Below are 19,791 nucleotides of genomic sequence, written 5' to 3'. Positions count from 1 at the left end.
AGTAGATAGAAAAACAGAATGGCAATTTACCATTCTGTTTATGATTAACACTTTATTGAACTTGAAGTCTCTTAACTTCTTAATCAAGCCAGTCTCTGTATAGAGTAGGAGACTTACTTGATTTTTTCTCTCGCTAATAACTGAGAAATGATCACCAGTATTAACGACACCACTAACATCACTGTTGCTAGGGCGTTTACCTCGGGAGATATACCCACTTTAACCATTGAGTAAATCTTCAGTGGTAAGATTTCATACGTTGGACCGGTTACGAAAGAGCTGATGATCACATCGTCCAAAGACAGAGTGAAGCTCAATAACCAACCCGCAGCAACCGCTGGCTTAGCAAGAGGTAGAATGATCTGCTTTAGAATCGTCCATTCACTTGCACCTAAGTCTTTTGCTGCTTCTAGCATCTTCACATCAAAGCCATTCAAGCGACTGTATACCGTTACTACAACAAACGGTAGACAGAAGGTAATGTGAGCAGCAAGTAGGGTAAAGAACCCAAGTTGCACACCCATTACCAAGAATAGCGCAAGAAGCGAAATCGCCATTACGATATCTGGAGACATCATTACGATGAACAGCATGCCATTTACGATGCCTTTACCTTTGAATTGGTAACGGAATAGGGCTACTGCTGTAAGGCTCCCGACGATCGTTGCGGCTGTTGCTGAGAACACCGCTACGTTGATCGAGTGCCACGCAGCCTGCATTAGGCTGTCGTTGTTAATAAGCGCGTCATACCATTTAGTGGTGAAGCCACCCCATTTCATACCAAACTTATTGGCATTAAACGAGTTAGCGATCAATACGATAATAGGTAGGTATAGAAAGGCGTATACCAGCGCCATAAAGCTGAACTTAACTGTGCGACCCATTAGTCTAGCTCCACTTTCTTGTTCAATAGCTTACCTGCTCGGTAGTAGGCATACAGCATCACAGCCATTGCCATGGTCAGTGCGATACTCGTCGCTGCACCAAACGGCCAGTCTCGAGCGTTGAGCACTTGGCTCTTAATTACGTTACCAATCAATAGGTTCTTAGCTCCGCCTAATAGGTCAGAGATGTAGAACATACCTAACGCTGGCAGTAGTACTAATAAACAGCCACCGATAATGCCCGGCATTGTTAGTGGCAGTACAACTTTCAATAGCGTTTGCAGTTTGTTCGCACCTAAATCTTTGGCCGCTTCTAAGTACGTATCGTCCAGTTTTTCAATCGCTGAATACAGCGGCAGAATCATAAACGGAAGTAGGATGTACACTAAACCGATCATTACTGCGGTTTCTGAGTACATGATACGTAGCGGTTTATCAATGATATCGAGCGCTAACAAGCTTTTGTTCAAGACACCTTGCGTACCCAGTACAATTTTCAATCCGTATGTACGAATCAAAGAGTTAGTCCAGAATGGCACTATCACTAGGAACAACATGATTGGACGCCACTTCGCAGGCATTTTTGCAACGATGTAAGCGAACGGGTAACCAATAATTAAACAAAGTAGGGTTGCGACAATTGCCATATAGAAAGAGTGCATCAACACTTTAAAATACAGCGGGTCAGCCAAACGCACATAGTTATCGAGAGTGAAGGTCATCTCGATCAAGTTCGCTTCATCACGAGTAAGGAAGCTAGTACCAATGATCATGATGTTTGGAATCATCACGAACAGCACTAACCAACCTGTGATTAAAGCAACAATTGCGTTTTGTAAATTAAACTTCTTGCTCATCTTCTAATACCACTTCCCAGCTCTCAACCCAAGTTACTGCAACTTTTTGGCCCAGTGAGTGATCAACATCAGGGTCATCTTCGTTGAAGAATTCGCTAACCATGACACGCATACCAGATTCAAGTTCTACGACTGAATCTAATGTCATGCCTTTATAGGTTCGCTCGACAATGTGGCCAACAATACCGCGTTGCTCAGACTCTTTAATTTCTTCGATTCGAAGATCTTCAGGGCGAAGCAATACTTGCAGTTTTTGACCCGGTGTTACGTCTTTATCGTGATAGATAATGGACTCTTCACCTTCGATTGTCGCAACAATGCGTTTTTCATCTTGACGAGATTTCGCTGTCGCTTCGAATACGTTAATTTCACCAATGAAACGCGCTACAAATAGGTTCTTAGGCTCTTCGTAGATTTCTCTCGGTGTTCCGTCTTGTTCAATCACACCATCACGCATAACAATAATACGGTCAGACATAGACAGCGCTTCTTCTTGGTCATGCGTTACAAAAATGAACGTGATACCAAGTTGGCGTTGTAATTGTTTCAGCTCGATTTGCATCTGTTTACGTAGTTTGTAATCCAGAGCAGATAGAGATTCATCCAACAAAAGAACTTTAGGCTTATTAACGACAGCACGAGCGATTGCGATACGTTGCTGTTGGCCACCAGATAGCTGGTGTGGCTTTCGTTGTGCCATTTGTTCTAGGCGCACCATTTTCAAAGCATCCATTACACGAGGTTCAATCTCGCTGTTTGGAACTTTCTGCATGCGTAAGCCAAATGCCACATTGTCGAAAACGGTCATATGCGGGAATAGGGCATAGCTTTGGAATACAGTGTTTACATGCCTTTGTTCAGCAGGAACTTGGGTTACGTTTTGTTCAGCTAATAGTATTTGACCACTATCTGCCGTTTCAAAACCCGCAATCATTCTTAGCACGGTTGTTTTACCACAACCTGATGGGCCTAAAATCGTGAGAAACTCACCATGATTTACGTTTAAATCCAGATTGCCGATGACTTCCTTACCATCGAAACTTTTACTGATGCCAGTTAGCTGTACTACTGGCTTTCCTACTGATTTTTTAGCGTTCAACGTCTGTTTTTCTCCACCTTGGTTCTATTTGAGACCTGTTGCTATACACCTTTAAGGCGCGCATCATAATCACCAAAAACGTGAATTCAAAGCATTTTTTACCTTTCGAAGATAAAAAATTTCGCAGGTAAAAGTAAACATCCTTTACCATACTGTTATTTACTGGGTTTACACCCTAACAAGTGTCTAATTATTAACCATTAAGACGCAAAAGCAAGCCTTGTTACAGATTCATATTTTAGTTTGTATCCGACATATGAGTATAATGAAGGTAATTTTTTATCAATAAGTTAGGTGGCTTCGCTTAATCGGCACACCTAGGTATCAATATGAACAACGACATCGAAAAAGATTTTAATTTGGGCGGTAGTATCAACCGTGCACTTTCTGGCGATTATGAGCTCAAAGCAACGGCTGTATTCCAAGAAGCTTGGAAACATACGATAAGTCACTTTCTTTCGTTTTCCCCAGCGATTATTGCTTTGATGTTTGTGCAGCTCGCTATCTTTTATATCGCACTAAAACTACAGCTTGGTGATCCTGCGGTTATCTTGGATGCGGTTATCGACCCAGAATCGTTCACGCCACAAATTGTTGAATCGATTTTTATTGCGAACTTTAGCTATGAAGTGATCAGCGCACCTATCTATGCCGGTATCTGTTTAATGGCAATGAGCCACGCTGCTGGCCTACAAACCAAAGTACGCCACATCGGTAAAGGTTTGCAGTTTACGGTTCCCGTGATTCTAGTGACTTTGTTTAGCCTAATGCTTCAAGGCATCGCAGGTATGATTCTGCCGTTCTTGTCTATCTACTTCTCACTTGCATTTAGCCATTCGATTCTGCTGATATGTGATAAGAAAGTACCGCCAATGCAATCGCTTCTGCTTTCATTAAGAGCGGTAAACAAGAAGATATTTGTAGTCGCGTCTATTTACCTAATGGTTATGTTGATGTTCATCGTGGCTGCGATGATGTACGGCATTGGCTTAATCTTCGTTCTTCCATTCTTCTTCCACGTGAAAGGTATTCTTTACCGTGAAATGTTTGGCATCAAGTTGAAACTGATTGCTTCGGATCGTCCAAAAAGCGATGACGATAACAACGACAGCAATAACGACGACAATAACAAAAACCCACAGGTGTTCGATGCATAAAGACACACAAGCAAGCGCAAGCAAATCACTTGCGCTTAAAGTGACGGCACTGGCTCTTGTTGGCTCTATTTCACTGATTGGTCCTTATATTTACCAAGAAGAAGAGCGTCGACGTACGACAGAACAGAGCTCCAATTCAGCTGACCAGTTTGGTGACTTGACGGTTTCTTCGAGCACACCAAACTTTGCGGCCATCGAAGATGTGAATGAGAAAAAGGACACGTTCTTTTCGTTCCTACGTCCAAGCATCAATATTGAAAACAAACGTATCACCAAAGAGCGCGCGTTTTTAACTAAACTCTCTGAGTCTGGTTTAAGCAATATTGATTCTGAAGATGCGTCTTATGCGAAAAGGTTAGGGAAGTTGTACAGCCTGCCAGTGCCTAGTGAAGGTTTGGATCAGGCATGGCTGACAGAGATGCTTAACCGCGTCAATGTGCTGCCAGAGGCGCTTGTACTGACACAAGCTGCGAATGAGTCAGCTTGGGGCACGTCGCGTTTCGCCACCAAAGCGAACAACTATTTCGGACACTGGTGTTACACCAAAGGTTGTGGCCTTGTTCCGCTACAACGTAACGAAGGTAGCTCGCATGAAGTCGCAACTTTCTCTTCAAGTCAAGAATCCGTACATCGTTACTTCATGAACCTTAATCGTAATCGTGCTTACGCCGATCTAAGAGCGATTCGTGCAAAACTTGCTGCCCAAGGTGATGATCTTTTAACAACCTCAACGGCGACAGAGCTCACCAATGGCTTGTTAAAATATTCTGAGCGAGGTTCCGACTATGTGACTGATTTACAAGCTATGATCCGTCACAACGAGGTATACTGGAAAAAGTAACTCATTTTGATACCAACTTGGTTGCCTTCGATAGTCGGCTTATACCAAGTAATGTCACAAAAAGAGCAGCTCATTGGCTGCTCTTTCTATTTATAAACGCTCAACTTCGACAAGATTATAATAATGAAAAAGACAGCACTCGCTTTATTAGCCTCATTAAGCCTTGGGGTTTCTCTTCCTGCTTCAGCGCAAGAATACATGTTCACGTATTCTAAGCTTTATACTCAGCTGAAAAACAACACCAAAGAAGGGCATGATGATGTCAAAGTTGCGGTCTTCTTTGTTGATCAACAAGCTCAGCAAACCTGTCACATCAGCAAAGCTTGGATGGAAAAAGAAGAGCACTACGAAGAGCTAAAAGTATCTCCAGCCAATGAACTGCTTCTACCGGTAGATCAAAACCTACGCTCGGCGAATCCTCTTATCTTTGTACAAACACAAGAACAAGAGTGTGCGTACTCTTTGGTTGTGATGACTCAAGAGCCTTTAGCTGGCACAGTAGAAGTTGCACAGATAGAAAACTTATTGCCACAGATGCAGGCGATGCTTGAAGACGTCAGCGGTATGTTCTCTGGTTGGTTCACACCAGATATCCAAGGGTTAACGCTAGAGTTCGCTAATAAGCTGGAAGGCAACATCGAGCTTTCAAATGGCAAGCAACTACCAATCAAAGAAGGTCGTGTGAAATTCACCTTAGAAGAACTGAATGGAAGTGACAGCATCACGTTACCAGAACCAACAGCTCGCGTATTGCCGTACATTCCCGCGCAATAAGTTTTAACGGAATTATTGTTAGTGAAGTAATTGTTAGCGGAATCATTCCCCCAAGCTTTTACGACATATCTTAAAGCAGCCTCATCGAATTAGAGCAGGCTGCTTTTCTTTATCTGTGACACCAACCGAGAGCTTGTGAAGCCGCGTTTCTCTGCCGTTTAGGGCGCTTATCTAACAACAAAAGCAGAATCTTTCTATTACTCAGCTTGTTTATCCTGCCGTTACTATTTCAACATCAAATAAAAATCCGTATAATCCACGCCCTAAAACAGTCCCACTAGCAATCTACAGTCGGTAATACGACGGTGTGAGAGTCGCAATGAACCAAAACGATAATAGAAAAGAAACACTTGAATTCAACAAACTTCAGAAACGTCTGAGAAGAAATGTTGGAAATGCCATCATCGACTACAACATGATCGAAGAGAATGACGTAGTAATGGCATGTATTAGTGGCGGTAAAGATTCATTTGCGATGCTAGACATTTTGCTACGTTTACGTGAAGCAGCACCGATCAAATTTGATGTTGTGGCAGTAAACCTAGATCAAAAACAACCTGGGTTCCCTGAACACATTCTTCCTGAGTACTTTGAAACGCTGAACATTCCTTACTACATCGTAGATAAAGACACGTATTCAGTGGTTAAAGAGAAAGTGCCAGAAGGTAAAACAACGTGTGGCCTATGCTCTCGTCTTCGTCGTGGTACTTTGTACTCATTCGCAGAGAAGATTGGTGCAACTAAGATCGCACTGGGTCACCACTTAGACGACATCGTTGAGACCATGTTCCTAAACATGTTCCACGGTGCGCGCTTAAAGGCTATGCCACCAAAGCTTCGTTCAGATGATGGTCGTAACGTTGTTATTCGTCCACTGACTTACTGTCGTGAAACGGACCTAATCAAATACGCTGAGCACAAAGAGTTCCCAATCATTCCTTGTAACCTATGTGGCTCTCAAGAGAACCTACAGCGTCAGAACATTAAAGCGATGCTAATTGATTGGGATAAGAAAACGCCAGGTCGTGTTGAGAAGATCTTCAAGTCAATCCAGAACGTAAGCCCAAGCCAACTGGCTGACCGCGAACTGTTTGACTTCGTGAACCTTCCACTAGACCGAAGTGAAGACCGCAAAGCATACGAATTCGAAGAAGCTGAAATTTCATCTTCAAACATTGATGAGTCAATGTTCATCGACGTGACCAACGTTTAGCCATTTGACTCGATCAAGATGAGTTAGCCATTCAGTATTTGAAATGGCGTTGCTCTAGATAAACAAAAACGCCTCAAGCAATGCTTGAGGCGTTTTTTTATAAATTAAACTTGCCTCTAACTTAACCTTTCGAGAGGTTAGGGTCTAATGGGCTCACGTAACCAGACGGTTTAAGAGCCAACACATCACAGTTAATCTTGTCGATAACATGTTCCGCTGTATTACCAATAAATACGGCAGACAAACCAGTACGACCCGTTGTGCCTAGGATCACCATCGCAGCGTTATTTTCAGAAGCGACACGAGGAATAACATCTTCAGGCAAGCCTTGCTCGACCACAGTTTGCTCTTCACACATACCGTGCTTTTGACGAAGTGCTTTCATTGCTGTTAAGTGATGACCACGAACTGCGTCGGTATAAGACGTTGGATCAAACTCTGGCAGTTCAATGGTAATATTCGCAGGTGTCACTGGGTAGGCATTCACCAAGAACGGTTCAGCGTCCAAACGACCTGTGATCTCTAGTAATCTGTCGACCATCGTATCGTTAAGCTCTAAGTGAGCTTCTGTCTCAGAACCTACATGAACTGAAGCAAAAATCTTCGCGTGATCTGGCCAGAAATCGTTTTTAACCAATAGCACTGGGCTAGGGCACTTTCTCAACAGATGCCAATCGGTTGGAGTGAAGATGACAGACTCCAAGGTATCGTGCTTACGCGTACCTTTGATTAAGATATCGTGCTCGCCGCTGTAAACCTCGGCAATGATCGCTTCGTACGGGCGATTATGCCAAACCACTTGTACATTAAATTCAATAGAATCATCTAGGTAAGGTTCTGCGACTTTATTCATCCAAATTTCGCGTTGATGAATTACGCCTTTGCGCATTGCGTCTCTTTCATCGATAGAGAGCATAGATGTCATTTCATACGAGAAGTCGTATATCGACAAAAAGAAAGTGATGTGGCTTGTTGAGGTGCTTTTCTTAGCAAGTTGGATAGCACGAACTAGAGCAGGTTGCTCATCGTGATTAATGTCTGCGACAACTAAAATTTTGTTATAGATACTCATAACTAAGCCTACTTTTCAGACCGAACATATAAATAATGTAGCGTAGTTATGGTGAGATTAAGAGAAATATAAGAGGTTTTAAGAGAGAAACATGATGTAGCTCATTATTGAACTACATCATTGATATCTAGACTATTCTTTTGAAACGCCAGCAAGTTCCATCAACGCATCGTGATCTTCGATAGTGATATATTTGCCTTTAACGCTCAAGATGTCTGCTTTTTGGAAACGACCTAGAAGACGGCTGATCGTTTCAACAGTCAAACCAAGGTAGTTACCAATATCGCCACGAGTCATCGTTAGGCGGAACTCACGCGGGCTGAAGCCACGTTGAGAGAAGCGAGTAGAAAGGTTGTAAAGGAATGCAGCAAGACGCTCTTCCGCGTTCTTCTTAGAAAGAAGCAGAATCATTTCTTGGTCACCTTTAATCTCGTTACTCATCAGGCGCATAATTTGCTGACGCAATTTAGGCATTTTTCCTGATAGGTCATCAAGAATCTCATATGGGATTTCACATACCATAGAAGTTTCTAGCGCTTGTGCGAAACTAGGGTGTTGGTCACCAGTAATCGCATCGAAGCCAACAAGATCGCCCGCTAGATGGAATGCAGTAATCTGCTCATCACCTTGCTCGGTAATCGTGTAGCTCTTGATCGTTCCAGAGCGAATAGCATATAGAGATTTAAGCTCGTCACCGGCTTTAAATAACTCTTGGCCTTTTTGAATAGGCTTTTTTCTCTCAATGATCTGATCAAGTTGATCGAGTTCAGATTCATTCAAAGTAAACGGAATACAGAGCTGGCTAATACTACAATCCTGGCAATGGATCGCACAGCCACCAGACTGAACACGTTTCGTCACAGGCTTTTCAGAAATCATAACAATCTTTCACTATTTGATATACGTCAATATTTTAGCATTCCTTTATCCAGTTGGGTAGTAAAAAAACCGGATTTAAAGATTGCCTATACGGTATAAATAATGAGCTGCAATGCCATATATCCGGTATAGAAACCATAAAGGAGGATTAAAATTGCGCCTAATTGGCGAAATAAGTCAGCTTGTTGCAGTTTTTTGAGGAAATTAGCACCCATACCAACTGTCAGCATTGCTGGAAGCGTACCTAAACCGAAAGCAAGCATGATACCGGCTCCGTTGTACCAACTTCCTGATACGGCTGCCCACGTAAGCATTGAGTAAACTAAGCCACATGGCAGCCAACCCCAAATAAAGCCAAACGGTAAAGCGTGGCTAGGGTGCTTCAATGGTAGAAATGATTTACCTAAAGGAGAGATATAGCGCCATAGTTTCTGTCCGACTTTTTCAAAGAACAACAAGCCGAACCACCATTTACCGATATACAAACCTAAGACGATCATAAAGCCAGCTGCAAATAATCGCAGCCAACCTAGCAGAGCGTTAAAATCGCTTAGCTGACCTATCGAAGAGATTGCACCGCCAATCACACCACCAATCACGGCATAACTCAGCAAGCGCCCTAGGTTATAAAGTAGGGGAATAACAGGGGAAGGTTTACTGTTGCCAATCGAAAGAAGCGACGCAATACCACCACACATTCCCATGCAATGGCCCGCGCCGATCAATCCAACAACAAAGGCTCCGATCCAATCAGGCGTCATCGTTCTTTTTGTCTACGTTAGTTTGGCTTTCGCTGTTAGCTTTCTCGTTCTTGACAGGTTTGCTATCAGAATGGTTGTGAGCCTTTTCGTCTTCATCAAACAGAATGTTGTGACCTTGACGTTCTAGGTCTTCAAACTGTTCGCTCTTCACCGCCCATAGAAAAATACCAACAGCGATGCACACTAGTACAATCGCAATGGGAATCAGGATGTATAAACTTTCCATTATTTACCTTGCTCTTTTAAAAGCCTTAACGAGTTAGACACAACAATAATAGAGCTGGCAGACATGCCAACAACGGCAATGTATGGAGCAACCAAACCTGCAACAGCCAATGGAAGAATGAGTAAGTTATACCCTAATGACCAAGCTAGGTTTTCACGGATTATCTTACGCGTTTTTAACGCCAAAGTACGCGACTTAAGTAATCTATCGAGCTTATCACCCAACAACACCATATCCGCAGAAGCTTTCGCCACATCCGTACCGCCGCCCATAGCAACGGAAAGGTGAGCACCCGCAAGAATAGGGGCATCGTTAATGCCATCGCCAACCATCATGGTAATGTCACTTGCATCTCGAGAGTTCAAGTAAGCAAGTTTATCTTCAGGCTTCGCGTTAGCAACAATGTCTGTAATACCGATCTCTTCAGCAACAGGCTTCGCGTTAATCAAAGAATCGCCAGTAAGCAGAGTCGTTTTGATTCCCGCTTCTTTAAATTGCTTAATAAACTCGATGCTTTCTTTGCGGATCGGATCTTCATATATAAACGTTGCGATATGACGGCCCGCCATCGACAAGTAAATGCCGTTGCTTTCCGATGGTTGAGCTTCACCTAGAATGAATTCGCTACTACCAATCGCAACTTCTTGGCCGTTCCACTCACCAGTGATACCTGAACCAATCACGTTATTGACTGACTCTACTTCGATATCATCTGAAATATGAGTCTTGAACGCTTTAGCGATAGGATGGTTAGCGTGTTGCTCCAGGCTCGCCGCTACTTTGAGACACGTGTCTTTATCAAGCTCGGCGAAGGTTTCAACTTGGCTGATACGAATATCACCCTCAGTCAATGTGCCTGTTTTATCGATGATCAAGTGATTCACTTTGCATAAAGTTTCGAAGACATGGCCTTTGCGCAGCAAAATACCGAAGTTACCCATGCGAGACGTTGAGCAGGTAATCGCCGTCGGTGTTGCAAGTGACAGAGCACAAGGACACGTTGCTACCAATACCGAAAGCATGATCCAGAAAGCGTCTTCTGGTCGTGTTTGGTGCCAGTAAAACCAAGTACCGAATGAGATGATTAAGATCACCGCAACAAAGTATCGCGCTACAACATCAGCAATTTCTGCGATGCGAGGTTTAGACAATTGCGCTTCGTCTTGCAGGCGAACGATATTGGAAATAACCGAATCCGCTTTTGACGTCATTACTTCCAATTCAAATGATTCATCACCATTCAATGTACCAGCAAAGACAGTATCACCTTCGTTTTTGACTACATGGATAGATTCGCCAGTCAGCATCGATTCATCGATATGGACTCTGCCAGACAATACTTTGCCATCGGCAGGAATGTGTTCACCCGGTAGAACGCGAATTTGGTCGCCAACTTTTAAGGTTTTTACCGGAACTTGTTCGCCATCTAACGTTGTTGCCATAGCAGGAACAAGCTTAAGCAGGTTACCACTAGCGGCGGCTGCTTTACGACGAGCGCGCATTTCAAGGAAACGACCAAGCAGTAGGAAGAAGGTAAACATCGAGATAGATTCGAAGAATACTTCACCTTTCTCTGTCACCGTTGCGACCAAACTTGCAACATAGGCAAACAACAGAGCAATCGATACAGGTACATCCATACCCAATGTTCGACCTTTGAGGCTACGCCACGCATTGATATAGAAAGGCAATGCAGAGTAGAGCAGAACCGGTGTTGCAAAGATTAAGCTCACCCAACGGAAGTAGCTTTTGAATTCGGGTTCAAGGTTACCAAAGACTTCAAGATAAAGCGCCACAGCCAGCATCATGACCTGCATGGTTGCTAAACCAGCAATACCAAGACGATAGAGATAATTCTTCATCGAACGATGATAGGCGGCTTCTTGTTGATCAGCCTCGAAAGGAGCGGCTTTGTAGCCTAGGGTATGGATTGAAGACAACAGCTCGCTCAGTTTCGTCTGAGTGTTGTCCCAACTGAGCAGGGCGCGGTTAGTCGTGGTATTAACACGAATACTCACAACCCCTAACTTTGAAGATACTTGCTTCTCAATAAGCCATGCACAAGCAGCACAAGAGACACCTTCTAGTGACAATGTCACTTCAGAGGTGTTTTCAGAGTTTCGGACGAACTCCAATTGAACATCTTCGTTGTCGTAATGACTGAGTGCCAGAAGTTGCTCTGGCACGAGATCCGCTTTTTCAGCTGGAGCGGTACGATATTGGTAGTAAGAGACCAAACCGCTATCAACGATTGTCTGGGCTACGGTTTCGCAACCCGGACAACACATCGGTCGCACCGATCCTAAGATTTCTACTTTAAAATCCGTTTCCGCTGGTACATCTTCACCGCAGTGATAACAGGATTCACACATAAGCTTTAGTTCGTTAGTTGAGTAGGAGTATCAATAGGGAAGTTCATGCGACCTTGCACTAACCATTCAGAATCATGCGGAGAAAGCTCGATAAACCATGGACCTTGCATTTCATGGTCCAGAGTCAACGTGTAGTTGCCTCTCGCATCAGCGGTCAGTAGCTGAGTAAAATCACGGTCAGGCAGCGTTCGGTGCACGAACATTGCGCTAATAGCAGGGAAGTGGTCTAGCTTGCCTTTGTCTAGGGTAATGATAACTGAGTTACCTTTCTCGCTAACTGAAGCTGATAGGCCAAGCTCTTTAGCAACATTTACTTTCGAAATGTCGACATTAATACCTTTACCTTTTTTATAGTAATCTTCAGTGACAACGTTAACTGAATGGTTGGTAAGTATCGCGACTCGAACCAATGTTAGCATAGAAACGCCAACGGTTAGGAAGATCAAAAACCACGGCCAAAACTGCTTATACCAAGGTTGTTCCATATTATTATTCTCAATATATACAATGAAATAAAACTAATTTTTACAAACACTTAAGGTTATAACTGTAAAAGAAAGACAGCCCCTTAAGAAGGGGCTGTTATTATTATGTTACTCTTTATCTGAGTTGCTGAGGCTCCAGACATAGGCAGAGACGAGCTGAACCTTATCCTCACCGAGGATGTCCTTCCAAGCCGGCATTACACCAGAACGTCCGTACATGACTGTTTCCGTCACATCAGCGCGAGAATCGCCGAATAGCCAGTCACGGTCAGTCAGGTCAGGGGCGCCAACAGCAGGGTTACCCTTACCATCAGTACCGTGACACGCTGCACACACTACAAAGCGAGCTTTACCAGCTTCTGCTTCACGTGCGTTTACGCTACGACCAGAAAGGCTAAGCGTGTAGCTAACTACTTCTTTTACGCCTTCTTCGCCAAGAGCGTCTTTCCAACCTGGCATTTGACCGACACGACCATGCATGATGGTAGTAACGATAGCTTGTGGTTCACCACCATATAGCCATGCGTCATCAGTTAGGTTCGGGAAACCTTTCTGACCACGTGCATCAGAGCCGTGACACTGAGAACAGTTTTGTAGGAACAAACGTTGACCCACTTTGATTGCATCAGCATCTGATGCAATGTCAGGGACAGAACGTAGACCATTTTCGTCGTGAGCTAGCTTTCTGAATGCTTCACCAAAGTAGGTGTCTGCATCATCAAGCTCTTTCGCGTATGCGTCTAACTGTTTGTTTGCTTGTGCAGCAGCGATTGCAGAGCGAGACTCTTCTACGCTACGAACTGTTTGGTTTGAACTCGTCCAACCTAGTAGACCTTTAAAGTTACCAAGGCCTGGGTATAGAGCTAGATAAACAGCTGCAAACACAATTGTGCTCACGAAAAGGTATGTCCACCATTTAGGTAGTGGGTTATTAAGCTCACGAATACCATCGTATTCATGGCCCATATCCTGACCTTCTTCTACACCTGTTTTATCGTTGGAACACCAACGAAGCAAGGCTGCACAGCCAATCAGTGTACCGATTGTGATTACTGTTACCCAAATACTCCAGAATGTACTCATTACTTCGTCACTCCTTGATTTTTATCTTTCGCAGGTGCTTCATCAGCGAACACTAGGTTTGCATCTTCGTCGAAGCGCGACTTACGATTTTTACCGAAAGCCCACCAAACGATGCCGATGAAACAAGCAAAAACAGTAACAGTCCAAACACTTTGAAATGTAATAATGTCCATAATTATTCCTTATTTCATTGCGTGGCCAAGCGATTGAAGGTAAGCGATGATTGCATCCATCTCTGTTTTTCCTTCAACATCTTGTTTAGCGTTAGCAATTTGTTCGTCTGTGTAAGGAACACCAAATTGATTACGGAAGATTTCAAGCTTCTGTTTAGTCAATTTGCCATCAAGTACATTCTCAGCAAGCCATGGGAAACCAGGCATGTTTGATTCAGGAACAAGTTCACGAGGGTCGATAAGGTGAACACGGTGCCACTCATCAGAGTAACGATCACCAACACGCGCTAGATCAGGACCAGTACGCTTAGAACCCCATAGGAATGGGTGTTCCCAAACACTTTCGCCAGCTACAGAGTAGTGACCGTAACGTTCAGTTTCAGAGCGGAAAGGACGAATCATTTGGCTGTGACATACGTTACAACCTTCGCGAATGTAGATATCACGACCTTCCATTTCCAGAGCAGAGTAAACGCGTAGATTTTCTACAGGTTCAGTTGTCTGCTTTTGGAAAATAAGCGGGGTAATTTCTACTAAAGCACCAAAACTGATAGCAATAACGATAAGAATCGCTAGTAGGCCAACGTTCTTCTCTACCAACTCATGGCGATTATTTGAATTTGAGCTCATTCTAAATCTCCTTAAGCCGGTTGAGGGATAGCTTTAAGGCTATCTTTAGGTGCAGAAACAGTTTTGTACGTGTTGTATGCCATTAAGAACATACCAGATAGGAAGATGAAACCACCTAAGAAACGTACAAAGTAGAACGGGTAAGACGCTTCTACAGATTCAACGAAGCTGTAAGTTAATGTACCGTCAGAGTTAACTGCACGCCACATCAGACCTTGCATCACACCAGAGATCCACATTGCAACAATGTAGAAAACCGTACCAATCGTTGCTAACCAGAAGTGAACATTGATTAGAGATACAGAGTACATACGCTCTTGACCAAATAGTTTAGGAACTAAGTGGTAAACCGAACCGATAGAAACCATTGCAACCCAACCTAACGCACCAGAGTGAACGTGACCGATAGTCCAGTCCGTGTAGTGAGATAGTGCGTTAACCGTTTTGATTGCCATCATTGGGCCTTCGAAAGTCGACATGCCGTAGAATGATAGAGAAACGATTAGGAAACGTAGGATTGGGTCGTAGCGAAGCTTATGCCACGCACCAGATAGAGTCATAATACCGTTGATCATGCCACCCCAAGATGGAGCAAACAGAACCAAAGACATAACCATACCTAGAGATTGAGTCCAGTCAGGAAGTGCAGTGTAGTGTAGGTGGTGAGGACCAGCCCAGATATACAGAGACACGAGAGCCCAGAAGTGAACAATCGACAAACGGTAAGAGTAAACAGGGCGACCAGCTTGTTTAGGAACGAAGTAGTACATCATACCTAGGAAACCAGCTGTCAATAGGAAGCCTACCGCATTGTGTCCGTACCACCATTGCACCATTGCATCGATCGCTCCGGAATAAATCGAGTACGATTTAAACGCAGATACAGGAACAGCAAGGCTGTTAACGATGTGCAACACGGCAACCGTGATGATGAAGGCTCCGAAGAACCAGTTTGCTACGTAAATGTGCGATGTCTTACGTTTAATCATGGTTCCGAAGAACACGACCGCATAAGCTACCCACACAAGAGTAATAGCAATATCGATTGGCCATTCAAGTTCTGCGTATTCTTTACCAGAGGTTAAACCTAACGGTAAAGTAATTGCAGCGGACAGGATAATCGCTTGCCAACCCCAAAAGGTAAAGGCTACGAGAGGGCCACCAAAGAGACGCGTCTGACAGGTACGTTGTACAACATAATATGATGTTGCAAACAGCGCACTTGTACCGAACGCAAAAATAACCGCATTAGTATGCAGGGGACGTAAACGACTGTACGTCAACCACGGCGTATCAAAGTTTAGCTGTGGCCAAACTAATTGAGCGGCAATCAAAACACCAACGCCCATACCGACAATACCCCACAAAATTGTAACTAGGGTAAATTGACGGACGACCGTATAGTTGTAGTTTTGTTCAAGCTGCTTTTCTTGGCTCATTTGCATGCTTCCAATTTCTTATTTACTACACTTTACTTCCAACACGACTCACGTCGTAATGCCACCCAAATTAGAAAAGGAAATTCAGCCTATTCAGGGCTTTATTTCCACTTGCTGATTTTAAAAAAAAGTGGCATTTTCAACGCGACACTATACTTGAATTAACAAATCAATGACAGAGTAGTAACCTTACGCTTGGTCTGGAATTGGATTTTTATTTAAAAACTTTGAACTTTGTAACAAGGAGTAAAGATTATAATGGCGGCACAAAAGCTAACAAAAGGCAGGCTTGTTCAAATTATCGTCATGTTGGTTATTTTAATAGCTGCATTTACTTGGAGAACAGTAACATACGATAATAACGAAACAGTAAACTGTATAGTTTCAAAACCTTGTGAATTTGGTATTGATAATCATAATGTTTTAATTTCGGGCGATAACCTAGGGTATTCGATCGAAACATCTAAAACTGGCAAATTTATCATTAGCTATAATGAAAGCGGAATTCTGGAAGAAAAAGGGCCATCAAATTGGCTGTTACAAACTAATGATAAGACCTCCTCAATAACGGTTACATTTCCACAACAGGTGAGCACGTTTTCTGTAAACTTGTCCAAAGAGTAACAGAGATAAAACTGGGGCACGCCTCGGGTCTTTTGATAGAAATATGTACCAAATCAGTGAAACACAATGCATTAAAGTGTTATAAAGAGAGCATTAATAAAGTTACCCAGAATCTATGAAATTTCTATCAAAAGTCTCTTACTTCCTAGACGATAAAATCGCAGTAGATGAGTTGCTCAGCGGGGTGGAAAACCCTGACGATATTGCTTGTCTTATTTGCTACTGCACAGAAGAGTATTCGACACTCGCTGTGCAGAGATATTTCGTAGATGCACTTCCTAATACTCCCATCCATGGCTGTACTACATGCCATGGAATAATGACTGAAACTGGCTTCCACTCTGGGCCAGTAATCGGTGTACTCATCATCTATGATTCAGGCATCAACGCCTACGGCACTGGCATCAAACACTTTAGCCAATCCATCGAGCAAAGCACTTTCGACGCCATAGATACAGCGCTGAAAAACGCAGATCGTGAAGGTGAGATTCCAGACTTAATCTTGCTACATTCTACTCCTGGTAACGAGGAGAAGGTGATGGCAGCCATAGACAGTAAGTTTGGTACTGAGGTGCCGATTATCGGTGGAAGCGCTGCCGACAATAAGGTTTCTGGAAATTGGAGCATATTTACCGAAGAGTCACTCTCGATTAACGGTATCTCTTTAACCGTCTTTTTTGCCTCTCAGTCTATCTACTCATCATTCAGCGCGGGACACACGCCCACGCGCTATTCCGGCACCGTGACCAAAGTAAGAAACCGAATTTTGTTGGAGATAGACCACAGGCCAGCCGTCACCGTTTACAACGAATGGACTAATTTCCACTTAGGTGGCAGTGATGATGGCTACATATTCGAAAAGTCGTCAGTCTACCCATTAGGCAGGAAAGTCGGCACTTCTTACGATTACCCATATTTCAAATTGTCTCATTCGATCAGAGAGACAGAATGTAATGGGATTGAGCTATTCACAGACATCAGTGAAGGTGACACCATCTACTTGATGCAAGGTTCTAAGCAGCAATTGATTAGCCGCGCCGCGAATATCATTCAGTCCTCATACTACAACGACATGGATCTTGAAGAGAAACTCGGGGCGATCAATATCTTTTGTGCCGGTCCAATGCTCAATCTTAAACAAGATATGGATGAGGTTTGTGACCAAATAAATCAAGCACTTAATGGGCTTCCGTACATATGTCCATTTACGTTTGGTGAACAAGGAAGGCTCTCTGGTGGTGAGAATGCACACGGGAATTTAATGGTGTCGTCTGCAACGTTTTATAGGTTGAAAAAGTAATGGGTTCTGAAGGTCAAGAAGCGCTGCAAGAAGCACGTATTGAACTGCAAAAACTAAAAGCCCGTGAACGAAAACTGGCTGAAGAGAACAGGGTGATCTTATCAACCATCTCTGCGATCAGTAAGGCGAGTAATATATCTGAGATATTCTCCAGTCTTGAGTTCGTGCTCAAAAAATACATTAAATTTGATGACTTTATCGTGGTATCAAGGGTAGGGAACGAAGGCAGTTTCAAAACCCTGCTAAGCAATAATAAAGTCTTCGAACAGATGAATTGGAGCGATTGTGGCAAGCTATCGCGAGTCATCAATGGTGAATGCGCCATCCTTTTCGAACCCAAGTCTCTTGGAGAGTTCAACTCTCTGCATCCCATTGTTCTCGACCAAATCAACTCCGTTCTTATTACGGGTATAGATAGCGGACTAACACAATCCGTCATCATATTTATCCACTCAAATACCAAGCACTTTAGTATTGAAACCAAGGCCACACTAAACCGTTTCCGACCGTTGATAGAGCGTGCTGTTTTCGATATTGAGAACAAAGAAAAGCTTGAAGCAACCGTTCGAGAACGTACAGCAGAGCTTGTCACAGCAAGAAAAGACGCAGAAAGAGCCAACAAGGCCAAGTCTGAATTCCTCGCGATGATGAGTCATGAATTAAGAACTCCGCTAAATGCCATCATTGGCCTAATAGACACCCTAAAATCCACACCATTGAACAAAGAACAACAGTCTATACTGCTTAATATGAGCACATCATCTGAGCTTTTATTGGCAATTATCAGTGACGTATTGGATTTTTCTAAGATTGAATCTGGATGTTTCTCACTAGCACCTCAATGGAGCAATGTAAGAGACACTGTAACTTTTGTATTATCTGAACAAAAGAAGACAGCAGACGATAAAGGTTTGGCGCTAACAGTAACCAGCGATATCCCTGAGGGTGAACTGCATTACATCGACCCAAGCCGATTAGCACAGATCCTATTTAACCTGATTGGTAACGCGATTAAGTTCACTGAACATGGGCATGTGCATGTTTCTATCAAGTACCAGCAGAGCTCTTTCTATATAACGGTGGAAGACACAGGGATTGGCATTAGCTCGCAACAACTTTCGTCGCTGTTCAGTCCATTTGTACAAGCTGATAGCACAATCACACGTAGATTTGGTGGCACAGGTTTAGGCTTGGCTATCACTAAAAGACTGGTTGAGCTAATGCGCGGGCGCATATCGGTTGAGAGTGAACCAGGAAAAGGTTCCAAATTCGAAGTACAACTACCAGTGCTTACTAGAGTTACGAATAATCTGGCTAACAACGAAGATGAATCTTCACGAGAGTTGAGAAGCCGTTATTCAGTGTTAGTTGTCGAAGACAATCCAACCAATCAAATGGTGATCAAATTAATCCTAACGCGACAAGGCCACGAAGTTTTCATCGCAAGCAACGGTGAGGAAGCTATTGGTTTTGTGGAAAGAGCCAATGACTCGATAGACATTATCTTAATGGATGTGTCGATGCCGGTTATGGATGGATTAACCACAACCAAATACATGAGAGACGCAAACATCAAAACACCAATCGTCGCGCTAACAGCACACACATCAGTAGAAGACAAATGTTCGTGCTTAGATGTTGGTATGAATGATTTCGTGACCAAGCCAGTAAGAACCAAAGAGATCACAGAAGCCATTAATCGATTAATGCTTGAAGTCTAATAAACGTATTCTTAATCGAAGATTAGGAAATATGTTTATTAGGTATTTTATGGTAAATAGCCTTACTGTTAAATAGAACGTCGATTTGATAGATAAACAAGAGGCAGGGCATCATACAAATATACCTGTCTCATAAATACTAAAGCCAATTTAACATAATATACATAATACGCACTTATGGGGATTGAAATCTGAGAGTGT

At 43.2% G+C, this 19,791-nt stretch carries 20 protein-coding genes; 7 read left to right on the top strand and 13 right to left on the bottom strand.

The annotated features are described in order from the left end of the window. Positions 1-113 precede the first annotated feature (113 nt). The 3 genes from potC to potA are packed head-to-tail and all read right to left on the bottom strand — an operon-like array spanning position 114 to position 2,840. Positions 114-884, bottom strand: coding sequence for a spermidine/putrescine ABC transporter permease PotC (potC, locus tag MSG38_RS05575; protein WP_004733706.1), 771 nt, complete (start codon positions 882-884; stop codon positions 114-116). Then, complete coding sequence (potB, locus tag MSG38_RS05570; RefSeq protein WP_017059630.1) at positions 884-1,741, bottom strand: spermidine/putrescine ABC transporter permease PotB; 858 nt, start codon at positions 1,739-1,741, stop codon at positions 884-886. Before potB ends, potC begins: the two co-directional genes overlap by 1 nt. Continuing rightward, a complete protein-coding gene (gene potA / locus MSG38_RS05565) occupies positions 1,725-2,840 on the bottom strand; it encodes a spermidine/putrescine ABC transporter ATP-binding protein PotA (RefSeq protein WP_017059631.1) in 1,116 nt (371 codons plus the stop codon). The genes potB and potA overlap by 17 nt, the downstream gene beginning before the upstream one ends. 329 nt (positions 2,841-3,169) lie before the next feature. Here potA and MSG38_RS05560 point away from each other — a divergent pair, with 329 nt between their 5' ends. From MSG38_RS05560 to ttcA, 4 genes are all read left to right on the top strand, one after another. Next, positions 3,170-3,997 (top strand): hypothetical protein, encoded by an 828-nt coding sequence (locus MSG38_RS05560; protein ID WP_048612081.1) that lies wholly within the window; start codon positions 3,170-3,172, stop codon positions 3,995-3,997. Continuing rightward, the gene (locus MSG38_RS05555; protein ID WP_248401235.1) at positions 3,990-4,838 is read left to right on the top strand and encodes a glucosaminidase domain-containing protein; all 849 of its coding nucleotides are present in this window, start codon (positions 3,990-3,992) and stop codon (positions 4,836-4,838) included. The genes MSG38_RS05560 and MSG38_RS05555 overlap by 8 nt, the downstream gene beginning before the upstream one ends. Positions 4,839-4,961: 123 nt before the next feature. Further along, complete coding sequence (locus tag MSG38_RS05550; RefSeq protein ID WP_248401234.1) at positions 4,962-5,612, top strand: DUF2987 domain-containing protein; 651 nt, start codon at positions 4,962-4,964, stop codon at positions 5,610-5,612. Between the two features lie 319 nt (positions 5,613-5,931). Continuing rightward, positions 5,932-6,825, top strand: a complete 894-nt coding sequence (gene ttcA, locus MSG38_RS05545) for a tRNA 2-thiocytidine(32) synthetase TtcA (protein ID WP_017059635.1) — start codon at positions 5,932-5,934, stop codon at positions 6,823-6,825. A gap of 121 nt (positions 6,826-6,946) precedes the next feature. Here ttcA and uspE read toward each other — a convergent pair whose 3' ends face one another. From uspE to ccoN, 10 genes are all read right to left on the bottom strand, one after another. Further along, positions 6,947-7,897 carry a universal stress protein UspE gene (uspE, locus tag MSG38_RS05540; protein ID WP_017070547.1) on the bottom strand — a complete coding sequence of 317 codons (951 nt, stop codon included), beginning with the start codon at positions 7,895-7,897 and terminating at the stop codon, positions 6,947-6,949. Between the two features lie 132 nt (positions 7,898-8,029). Further along, the gene (locus tag MSG38_RS05535; protein ID WP_017059637.1) at positions 8,030-8,776 is read right to left on the bottom strand and encodes an FNR family transcription factor; all 747 of its coding nucleotides are present in this window, start codon (positions 8,774-8,776) and stop codon (positions 8,030-8,032) included. A gap of 86 nt (positions 8,777-8,862) precedes the next feature. Beyond that, positions 8,863-9,537: a sulfite exporter TauE/SafE family protein gene (locus MSG38_RS05530; protein ID WP_017059638.1), complete on the bottom strand. Its 675-nt coding sequence runs from the start codon at positions 9,535-9,537 to the stop codon at positions 8,863-8,865. Next, positions 9,527-9,763, bottom strand: coding sequence for a cbb3-type cytochrome oxidase assembly protein CcoS (ccoS, locus tag MSG38_RS05525; RefSeq protein WP_017059639.1), 237 nt, complete (start codon positions 9,761-9,763; stop codon positions 9,527-9,529). Before ccoS ends, MSG38_RS05530 begins: the two co-directional genes overlap by 11 nt. Then, a complete protein-coding gene (locus MSG38_RS05520; RefSeq protein WP_248401233.1) occupies positions 9,763-12,135 on the bottom strand; it encodes a heavy metal translocating P-type ATPase metal-binding domain-containing protein in 2,373 nt (790 codons plus the stop codon). The genes ccoS and MSG38_RS05520 overlap by 1 nt, the downstream gene beginning before the upstream one ends. Positions 12,136-12,140: 5 nt before the next feature. Beyond that, the gene (locus MSG38_RS05515; protein ID WP_017059641.1) at positions 12,141-12,620 is read right to left on the bottom strand and encodes a FixH family protein; all 480 of its coding nucleotides are present in this window, start codon (positions 12,618-12,620) and stop codon (positions 12,141-12,143) included. A gap of 108 nt (positions 12,621-12,728) precedes the next feature. After that, on the bottom strand, positions 12,729-13,703 hold the full coding sequence (gene ccoP / locus MSG38_RS05510) for a cytochrome-c oxidase, cbb3-type subunit III (RefSeq protein WP_017063857.1): 975 nt from the start codon (positions 13,701-13,703) through the stop codon (positions 12,729-12,731). After that, on the bottom strand, positions 13,703-13,876 hold the full coding sequence (locus MSG38_RS05505; RefSeq protein ID WP_004733679.1) for a CcoQ/FixQ family Cbb3-type cytochrome c oxidase assembly chaperone: 174 nt from the start codon (positions 13,874-13,876) through the stop codon (positions 13,703-13,705). Before MSG38_RS05505 ends, ccoP begins: the two co-directional genes overlap by 1 nt. A 9-nt stretch (positions 13,877-13,885) precedes the next feature. Then, positions 13,886-14,506, bottom strand: a complete 621-nt coding sequence (ccoO, locus tag MSG38_RS05500; protein WP_017059643.1) for a cytochrome-c oxidase, cbb3-type subunit II — start codon at positions 14,504-14,506, stop codon at positions 13,886-13,888. 11 nt (positions 14,507-14,517) lie between these two features. After that, the gene (gene ccoN, locus MSG38_RS05495) at positions 14,518-15,951 is read right to left on the bottom strand and encodes a cytochrome-c oxidase, cbb3-type subunit I (protein WP_009846707.1); all 1,434 of its coding nucleotides are present in this window, start codon (positions 15,949-15,951) and stop codon (positions 14,518-14,520) included. A gap of 252 nt (positions 15,952-16,203) precedes the next feature. Between ccoN and MSG38_RS05490 the strand changes: the two genes are divergently transcribed. From MSG38_RS05490 to MSG38_RS05480, 3 genes are all read left to right on the top strand, one after another. Next, positions 16,204-16,569 (top strand): hypothetical protein, encoded by a 366-nt coding sequence (locus tag MSG38_RS05490; protein ID WP_048610975.1) that lies wholly within the window; start codon positions 16,204-16,206, stop codon positions 16,567-16,569. A gap of 115 nt (positions 16,570-16,684) precedes the next feature. Next, a complete protein-coding gene (locus MSG38_RS05485; protein WP_248401232.1) occupies positions 16,685-17,869 on the top strand; it encodes an FIST N-terminal domain-containing protein in 1,185 nt (394 codons plus the stop codon). Further along, positions 17,869-19,590 (top strand): ATP-binding protein, encoded by a 1,722-nt coding sequence (locus MSG38_RS05480; RefSeq protein WP_048610971.1) that lies wholly within the window; start codon positions 17,869-17,871, stop codon positions 19,588-19,590. Before MSG38_RS05485 ends, MSG38_RS05480 begins: the two co-directional genes overlap by 1 nt. The last annotated feature ends 201 nt before the right edge of the window (positions 19,591-19,791 follow it).

It is taken from the genome of Vibrio sp. 1CM24A (genome assembly GCF_023161725.1).
GTDB classification, from domain to species: domain Bacteria; phylum Pseudomonadota; class Gammaproteobacteria; order Enterobacterales; family Vibrionaceae; genus Vibrio; species Vibrio coralliirubri.
This window is presented reverse-complemented; position numbering and strand designations above follow the sequence as displayed.